Raw genomic sequence first — 6,565 nt, 5'->3', positions numbered from 1 at the left:
ACGCGCTGGTAGGGATCGAGGGTGGCGACCGGTGCCGGGCCTTCCCTGGTCGGCTGGACCGTCTGGACCGAGCCATCCGGGTTGAACTTCAATTCATCGACGCACACGGAACGTTTGAAACCGTCGCCTCCCGGGAGCGCGGCGTTGTGGTAGAAGAGGTAGGTCTTGCCCTTGAAATCGACGACGCCCGGGTGGTTGGTGAAGGCGCTTTGCGGGGTCATGACGACGCCGCCGTAGGTCCACGGGCCTTCGGGTGTGGGGCCGGTGGCGTAGCCGAGATGTTCAGGGATGGGACCCGCGGCAAAAAACAGGTAATCGAGATTCTTGCGCTTATAGAGCCAGGGACCCTCTTCGTACGACGTGCCGCGCTGCGCGTCCGGAGGGACGCGCTCGCCCAAGGCCTTCACCGTCATCGGATGACGAATGATGCCGTTCTCCCCAACGCGGGTGTCGTAGGAAATCATGTCCTTGTTCAGCTTCACCGACCACAGACCGGGGTTGCCCCAGGCGAGATAGGCCTGGCCGTCGGCGTCGATATAAACGGTCGGATCGATGCTGTCGTAGTTGCCGCGGATCAGCGGTTTTTTGATGGGATCGATGAAGGGGCCGAGGGGATTATCGGCCATCAGCACGCCAATGCCGCGGCCTTGCAGCGGGGCATAGAGATACCATTTGCCATCGCGCTCGATCATCTGCGGAGCCCAGGCGCCGTTGTCAAAACCTTCCCAGCCGGAGATCTCCTTGGCGGCCCAAGGGAAATCCCGCAGCGAGGCGACTACACCATGCTGGGTCCAGTTCACCATGTCCGTGGTCGAGGAGAGCACCCAGTTCTTCAGGTTGAAGTTGCCGGCTTTCCCGACTTCTTCATCGTGGCTGGTCAGCAGGTAGAGCGTGCCGTCATGGACCACAGGGGCTGGATCCGCGGTGTACATCGTCTGAACGACCGGGTTGAGCGCGGATGACACCGCGGGCAGCGTAGCCAGCACGGACAAGAGAACGACAGCGGAACGGGTTGTTTTTTGCATGAGCTTACTTCTCCAAAGCGTCGGGCACCGTGTGTCAGTAGCTGAACAAGATGCCGCGGCCGCTGCCAGCCATATAGAGGCGGCCGGGTACCGTCTGGTCGGCCGCCAGAACGCCGATACCGCCGTACTGGTGCGTGTCGTCGTTGAAGCGGCGCCAGGTGGTGCCGCCATCGTCGGAACGGTACACGCCCCACACGCCGTTGATCACGCCGACCACATACACGGAGGCCGAGTAGCTCGCGCCGGGCGGGGCCTTGCCCAGGGCGATGCTGGTGGCGCCATACACAACGGGCCATGACCAGGTCGGGTGATCACCCCAGATCGACGCCGTCACGCTCAGCTTCGTCCAGGTGGCGCCGCCATCGAGCGAGTGGAAGATGCTGTGCGAGTCGGTCACCCACACGTCGCCTTCGGCATTGGGATTGACGGCCAGCGAGGTGTTGGAGACGAACTCGGGACGCGGACCCAGGGTGGAGAACTGGCTGCTCTCCGTGAAGGTATGGCCGCCATCGGTCGAGTAGTAGGCCTTCGGCGCCGAGCGCCACCAGCCGCCGCCCGCCTGGTACGCATACACACGGTTCGGATTCTTGCGGTCGGCCGCCAGGCGGTAGCTCGTGCCCGGTTCCACGGCCGGCAGATTGGTGTAGGTCCAACTTGCCCCACTGTCGGTGGTGTAGGCCGGCACGGAATCGTTCGGCGCCCAGATGATATTGCCCGGCTTGGTGACCGCCAGCGTCGAGTCACCGCCCTGGTGGGTCATGCCGTCGGGATGGTTGGCTGCGAAGGCAGTCCAGGTCAGGCCCGAATCGGTGGAGTAGGCGCCCGCCACGTTGGGGTGGTTCCAGGTCGTGGTGCCGATCGTGGCGATATACGCCGGATTGGACCAGGCCATGTCGGAGCTGTTGCTGTTGCTGAACCAGCCTTGCGGGCCGCGCGTCGGCGCCTTGAAGAGTTCCGTATGGACGACCATGCCCATGTCGCCCGAACTGTTGAGCAGCTGGTAGTTCGCGCCCGGCGGCGGCGCCATCAGGGCCAGCGTCGCGGTTTCCTCCATCCCGGCAGTAATGAAGTTCCAGGTCGGCTTGTCCGCCGACGCATTCCTGGTTTCCCACACGCCCCCGCCGGTCACATGCAGGATGCGTTCAGGATTGTTCGGGTCGATCTCGACGTCGTCGGGCCAGCCCGACCACATGGCCTGTTCGCCGACGTGCGGGGTCTGGGCGGAAATCTCGCGCCAGGTGGCGCCTGCATCATCCGACAATTGCACAATATGCTGGCCTTCCCAGTTGCCCCAGGAATTGGTCACGCCGAGCGCGATCCGGGTGGTCGCGCCGGTGCCGGACACCGACAGGCCGCCCATGCCGAAGTTGACCCACGTGGGGTCATACTGCTTCAGCAGCGTCCAATTGCTGCCATCGAACTTGTACAGTCTTGCCGGACCCTCGGCGCCTGGGCCAGTGGTCTTGGTAAAGGCGACGTACATCATGCCATCCTTGGCGCGCACCATGTGGGGGATGTAGTAGCCCGTCACAGGCGTGGCGATGCCGGTCCAGGTCACGCCGCCGTCGGTCGTCCTGTACATGCTGTAGGCCAGCCCCGCCACGGCGGCGTAGTCCGGCGCGACGGCCGTGTAGATGGTCTGCGTGGCGTTGCCGGTGCCCTTGGTCGAGGTGTCGAAGATCACCTGCTCCATGCCGACCACGCCGCGCCATTGGGCGGTGTCAATTTCTGCATTGGTCATCTTGTGCGATGCCAGCGAGGTCAGTTGCTGCCAGGTCTGGCCGCGGTCGGCGCTCTTCCACAGGCCGGTCGTGCGCGTTGCGTAGAACAGGATCGCAGGATCGTTGGGGTCGACCATCAGGCGCTCGCCGACGGCGCGGCCCTGGGCGTTGCTGGCTGCCGAGAAGGGCAAGTTGACGTAGGTCCAGTGGTCGCCACGGTCGGTGGAAATGTATAGGCGCGCGTCGGCTTGATCCGACAGGTACATGCCGGTGCTCATGTAGACGCGATTGTCGTCGTTCGGATCGAGCGCCATGGTCTCGGAGCCGTGGTAGAAGGTGTCGGCGGCGCCGAAGCCGTCCGTGATCGGCACCCAGGCCGCGTTGGCGGCGTTCCAGCGGTAGGCGCCGCCCATGTCGGTGCGCGCGTACAGCACGTCCGGGCTGGTCGGATGGAAGATCAGCCCGGGCACATAGCCGCCGCCGCCGATCTTCACGTTTGCCCATCTGGTTGGCGCTGCCACCCTGGCGGCGGTGACGCTGGTGGAGACGACGCTGGCGCCAGCGGCGACAGGCAGAGGCTTCGAGGCGTCGCCGCCTTCGCCACCGCAGCCGGACAGCAGGATTGCCGCGACACTGGCAAGACCGATGATTTTATTTATTTTCATATTCTTTTTATCTTCAGAAAAATAGTGTATCGGTTATTGCTGGCGACGACGCGAAAGGGCGCCGACCGCAAGACCTGCCAGCAGCAGAGACAAGGTGCCGGGCAACGGCACGGTCGCAGCCGCCGCCGTTTCCACATTAAGGTTGTCGAGTTCGTTGAATGCGCCTGAGCTGAGACGCAGCTCGCCGATGCCGTTTAAACCCATGCTCCAGCTGCCCTCGTCCTGGATGAAGCCGACCAGGCTGCCGTCCGCCCAGACGCTGCTTCCGTCGGCGTAATAATCGAAGCCGAGCAGATTGAACAGGCCGCCGCCGACACGGGTCAGGCTCACGAAGGTATCCGAGCCGTTTTCGAAACCGTCGTGCCAGTTGTAGGTTTGCTCCGAATACGTGCCGTCGCTGATATGGGCGGCGCCCGGGGCCGCATTGGGCGCGTTCAAGGTCAGTTGAAAGCCCGATTCGAGATATGTCAGGTTCTGGCCGTTGTAGTTCATGTTGGCGAGCAGCGGTGCGCCGTCGCCGTAGACCATCGCGGTCAGGCTGTCGAAGGTGAGGACGGTGGCACTGGCGCTCGTGGCCGCTGTGGCCAGGGCCAGGGCAGTGAAGATCTTCTTCGACTTCATTGTCGTCATTTCATTCTCCTGTGTTGTTGTGATTTGCGCTTCTTGTTCCCGGTGCGGCTCCAGCGCCAGCTCGCGATTCCGCCTTGCGAAGGACACCTTTGCCGTTCAGCCAGCACTTCCCCTTGCCGGGTGTGCAGATGCCGCCACAGCGTGCCTGGCGCACGCAAGAGAAGGGGCAGCCAAGGCTGCCCAGTGAAAATCACTGCGCGAACGCACAAGTGAAAGAGAGTCAAAATTGTGCAAACACCAGGATTTGCGCGATCGGCGCCGTTCGCATGAAGGCAGCACACGCTCAACAGTGGACCTGCCCCCCAATTATTTTTCGTCTGCGACCGGGGGACGGTAACGGAGCCTCGCCCGTGTCCGAAGCATAGGCTGGCCGTCATGGGCAACGATAGCGCTGGAAGGCGAATTTCTTGCAAACCGCAGAAATTGCAAGCAAAGCCGGCCATGGTGAAACTCGGCCCGCTGGCGGAAGCCCGCGCCAGCGGGCCGGAAGAAATGGCTGCCATCCCACGCCCTGATCGTGGAGCAGTCGGGATCGGCGGGAGACATGGGCACGGACAGGGGCGGGCGCCCCCGAGTGCCTTGCGCGAGTGCGGGATGCAGCGGATCCAGCCGCGGTGCACAGGTTGCGCGCTGACGACCGGCCGGGCCAGGCTGGTCAGCGAACTGACATTGCATGGTCGCGATTATCGCTATCCGGCGGCGCTGGCGGTCATTATCCTCGGTGGTTGCATTGCATTTGGTGCCGGGTTGTTCCGGGCCCATTCCCGCGCATTGTCTGGCCGGTGTGGAATCAAAAATGAAAACAAATTTGCCGTTGGTGGGCTGTCGCCAGTTAACGCTGGAGTTCTATAAGGAAAAGGCTTCGGTCTTGCGGTATATCGCCAGCGCTTATACCGATCCCAAACTGGACATGGAAGTCGTGGTGGAACGGACCGGGGCTAACCGTTATAAAATCAATGAAGTGCTGAAGTCCGGACTTGGCATGACATTCACCAGTTACCTGAATAAACTGCGGCTGACTGAGGCATCCCGGATGCTGACTGAAAAAAGCAGCGCCGCCGTTTCGGAAATCGCGTATTTCGTTGGATACGCGAATGTTCCTTATTTTAACAAGCTGTTCAAGGAAGAATTTGGCAGCCCGCCGACAGAACCACTCGCCTGATCCTGTTCGCCCTCACCACCCGTCCTGAACACCGCGGCTGAACCGCTGCCGTCCAGCGCCCGCGCCAAGCACGGGGGCGCGCCTGCCATTTCGTCCGGCCCGCTTGCCCGACCTTGCGCCGGCGGCCACGGCCGATTTTCACTCTGGCAAACATTGCTTGCAATTTCTGCGGTTTGCAAGAAATTCTACCGGCGGAGATATCGGCGCCCATGGCAGACGGCCTACGCTTCACACATGGGCCGGGTTCTGCTGACACCTCCCGCCCGCGGACGTAAGTGGCCGGGCTGCGTGTTGAAGATCGCGTCTATCCTGGCCTTCACACAGTTTTATCTCCTCCGCGGCGGGTTCCCGCAGTGGTTTGCGGGGCAGCTTGGCTGCCCCGCTTTTTGAGGCCGGCGCGCGTGGTGCATGCGTGTGGGTGCAAGTCGCGCCGCGATCAGCCGGCGAGAGAAGCGAAACGCAACTGTGGAAGTTTCGGAAATGTTTTCTAAGAACATAAGTAAAATGAAGACGACGAAAGTACACCGGATCGCGCTGTTATTTAACGCGAACAATGTATTCGATCACGACGTCATTGACGGCATTGCCGCCTATTTTGGAAATACCCGCGCGGCCTGGGATATCTTCCTGGAAGAAGATTTCCGATTACGGCTGTCAGGCATCGAGCATTGGCAGGGCGACGGCATTATCGCCAATTTTGACGATCCGGCAGTGGCGGAAGCGTTGTCGCGCTGTCGTGTACCGGTGGTGGCGGTGGGCGGTTCTTATGCCGACCCGGCCAATTACCCCGCCGGGGTGCCTTATGTGGCGACCGATAATGTCAAGCTGGTCGAACTGGCACGCCAGCATCTGATCGACGTCGGCCTGCACCATTTTGCCATGTTCAGCGTTCCCGCCACGGAGGAAAACCGCTGGGCGCAGGAGCGCGAGAATGCGTTCCGCAGCCTGATGCGGGGCGACCGGCTGGAAGCGAAGGTTTTCCGGGGCTGCGAAACCAGCGTCCACTCGTGGGACGGGGCGGTCCAGGGACAGATCGACTGGTTGCGGAGCTTGCCCAAACCTGTCGGCATCATCGCCGTCTCGGACGCGCGCGCACGCCAACTATTGCAGGCCTGCATCATCGCCGACATCGAAGTGCCGGAACAGGTGGCGATCATCGGCATCGACAACGACCCGCTGGTGCGCAGGCTCACCCGCATCCCGCTCACTTCCGTGATCCAGGGCGCGCAGGAGATGGGGCGCGCGGCAGCCCATCTGATCGAGCAGATGCTGCACGGGGTGCGCCCGCCGGAGACGCCGATCGTGGTGCCGCCGGCCGGCATCAACGTGCACGCGTCCAGCCGCTACCAGCTGATCAAGCAC

General features: G+C 62.5%; 4 protein-coding genes and 1 pseudogene. 2 read left to right on the top strand and 3 right to left on the bottom strand.

Annotation, left to right across the window (positions count from 1 at the left end):
• The 3 genes from ASC93_RS29620 to ASC93_RS09795 form a co-directional block, all read right to left on the bottom strand.
• The coding region (locus tag ASC93_RS29620; RefSeq protein ID WP_200958294.1) for a glycoside hydrolase family 43 protein at positions 1-1,025 on the bottom strand (1,025 nt) is incomplete at its 3' end.
• A 34-nt stretch (positions 1,026-1,059) separates the two neighbouring features.
• Positions 1,060-3,411 (bottom strand): sialidase family protein, encoded by a 2,352-nt coding sequence (locus ASC93_RS09800; RefSeq protein ID WP_056440555.1) that lies wholly within the window; start codon positions 3,409-3,411, stop codon positions 1,060-1,062.
• A gap of 33 nt (positions 3,412-3,444) precedes the next feature.
• Positions 3,445-4,041, bottom strand: coding sequence for a PEP-CTERM sorting domain-containing protein (locus tag ASC93_RS09795; protein ID WP_157201828.1), 597 nt, complete (start codon positions 4,039-4,041; stop codon positions 3,445-3,447).
• 673 nt (positions 4,042-4,714) lie between these two features.
• Here ASC93_RS09795 and ASC93_RS09790 point away from each other — a divergent pair.
• Positions 4,715-5,203, top strand: coding sequence for a helix-turn-helix domain-containing protein (locus ASC93_RS09790; RefSeq protein WP_082547901.1), 489 nt, complete (start codon positions 4,715-4,717; stop codon positions 5,201-5,203).
• A 408-nt stretch (positions 5,204-5,611) separates the two neighbouring features.
• Positions 5,612-6,565, top strand: a pseudogene (locus tag ASC93_RS09785) (XylR family transcriptional regulator); the annotation flags it as partial.

The organism is Massilia sp. Root335 (assembly GCF_001425685.1).
Taxonomy (GTDB): domain Bacteria; phylum Pseudomonadota; class Gammaproteobacteria; order Burkholderiales; family Burkholderiaceae_D; genus Telluria; species Telluria luteola.
This window is presented reverse-complemented; position numbering and strand designations above follow the sequence as displayed.